Origin of the sequence: Pseudomonas sp. TJI-51 (assembly GCF_000190455.2) — a bacterium.
In the GTDB taxonomy this organism is placed as follows: Bacteria; Pseudomonadota; Gammaproteobacteria; order Pseudomonadales; family Pseudomonadaceae; genus Aquipseudomonas; species Aquipseudomonas juntendi.
The window spans coordinates 30,756-32,936 of the sequence record NZ_AEWE02000069.1 but is presented as its reverse complement, the minus strand read 5'-3'; the positions used below and the strand labels follow the sequence as shown (position 1 = coordinate 32,936).

General features: G+C 60.4%; 1 protein-coding gene. It reads right to left on the bottom strand.

Going from position 1 to position 2,181, the window contains the following annotated elements; translation table 11 throughout:
* Positions 1-180: 180 nt before the first annotated feature.
* Positions 181-1,599, bottom strand: a complete 1,419-nt coding sequence (locus tag G1E_RS15950; protein ID WP_166524954.1) for an amino acid permease — start codon at positions 1,597-1,599, stop codon at positions 181-183.
* Positions 1,600-2,181: the final 582 nt, after the last annotated feature.

The window sequence follows — 2,181 nt, the reverse complement described above, 5'->3', positions numbered from 1 at the left end:
TCGCGATGCGCCGCGCGGGCGGCGCTCGCTCTAACAGGCGCTGCATACCTTGTGGCAAACACCTGTCAGCCCTGATGCGATCCCTGTGGGAGCTGGCTTGCCGGCGATAGGGCCCAAACAGGCAATAAAAAACCCGAAGCCAGTCCCCCGGCTTCGGGTTTCTCTATTTCCTGCAGACCCTTACTTGGCTACGGTTCCAGCAACCCCACCGGTATTCAGCCGCCGACGTGGCTTGACCATGTACACCACGAACATCGCAAACAGCCAGATCGGGATCGCGTACACCGACACCTGAATGCCTGGAATCATCAGCATGATGCCGAGAATCAGCACCACGAAGGCCAGCACCACATAGTTGCCATAGGGGTACCACAGCGCCTTGAACAGCGGCTTCTGGCCGGTGCGGTCAAGGTGCTGGCGGAATTTCAGGTGCGAATAACTGATCATCGCCCAGTTGATCACCAGGGTAGCCACCACCAGCGACATCAGCAGTTCCAGGGCATTTTGCGGCATCAGGTAGTTGAGCAGCACGGCCACGAAGGTCACCGCTGCCGACACCAGAATCGAGCGCACCGGCACGCCGCGTTTGTCGACCTTGGCCAGCGCTGCCGGGGCATCGCCCTGCTCCGCCATGCCCAGCAGCATGCGGGCATTGCAGTAGGTGCCGCTGTTGTACACCGACAGCGCGGCCGTCAGCACCACGAAATTCAGCAGGTTGGCGGCCACGTCACTGCCCAGCAGCGAGAACACCTGCACGAATGGGCTGCTGCCATAACTGCCGCCCGAGGCGTCGATGCTGGCCACCAGGTTGTCCCACGGGGTCAGCGACAGCAGCACCACCAACGCACCCACGTAGAAGATCAGGATACGGTAGATGACCTGGTTGATCGCCTTGGGGATCACGGTCTTGGGCTTGTCGGCCTCGGCAGCGGTGAACCCGAGCATTTCCAGGCCACCGAAAGAGAACATGATGAAGGCCAGGGCCATGACCAGGCCGCTGACGCCATTGGGGAAGAACCCGCCGTGCGACCACAGGTTGGCGACGGTGGCCTCCGGGCCGCCGCTGCCGCTGGTCAGCAGGTAGGCACCCAGGCCGATCATGCTGACGATGGCGACCACCTTGATGATGGCGAACCAGAATTCGGCTTCACCGAAGAACTTCACGTTCATCAGGTTGATGGCGTTGATCAGCACGAAGAAGGCGGCTGCGGTAACCCAGGTCGGGATTTCCGGCCACCAGTAGTGGACATACTTGCCAACCGCCGACAGCTCCGACATGCCCACCAGGATGTACAGCACCCAGCAGTTCCAGCCAGACAGGAAACCGGCGAAGCCGCCCCAGTAGGTGTGGGCAAAATGGCTGAATGAGCCGGCCACCGGCTCCTCGACGATCATCTCGCCAAGCTGGCGCATGATCATGAAGGCGATGAAGCCGCAGATGGCGTAACCGAGGATCATCGACGGGCCGGCGGATTTCATCACGCCTGCCGAGCCGAGGAACAGGCCGGTACCAATTGCGCCGCCAAGGGCGATCAACTGGATGTGACGGTTCTTCAGGCCCCGCTTGAGCTCGCCTGAATGCATGTTTTGTCCACTCATGAACGAAGTCACCTGCATTGTTTTTATCTGTGACGGAATCGGACCCACCGCGCTCGTGGCGCAGCGGAATGGGCAAGGTGGTTACCTTGGGTTTCTCGACCTCAGGTGCCGCCGGGGCGGGTCAACCAGGCGTGATCAAGAGTGCGCGGTACGCAAGGGGGTCACAGGTAAAACGCGGCGCACTGTATACCCCTGCAAACGCGCAGGCGTCAACGCGTTGCATCCTTTCCTCGGGAAAAAACGCAGCGATCCTGTGGTATGGGCCTTCAAAGGCGGAGTGATCGGCGTACATGGCGCCTCCATTTGTTGTTTTGTCAGCCAGGCGCTGTGAACCGGCTGTTGCACACGGCAATAGCGGCTATAACACCGTGGGCAAGGGGGTTTGGGCAAGGGTGGTGGGGATTGGCGCGGGGGGCTTGCAGCGTTGGCAGCGGCAAGTTTTTTTGACAGGCCGGGGCGTATTCCGAAACACGAACGGAAATCGGCTGACTTTGTACACATTTCTTTACAGGGTGGTTCGCGGACTTGCCAGTCGTCCGAAAAATTCTTTTGCTTCAGTGCCTTGGGGCTGCTTTGCAGCCC

Bases quoted from the DNA above. Each gene is read 5' to 3' on its own strand.
- G1E_RS15950 (WP_166524954.1), bottom strand. From the start codon at position 1,599: ATGAGTGGACAAAACATGCATTCAGGCGAGCTCAAGCGGGGCCTGAAG.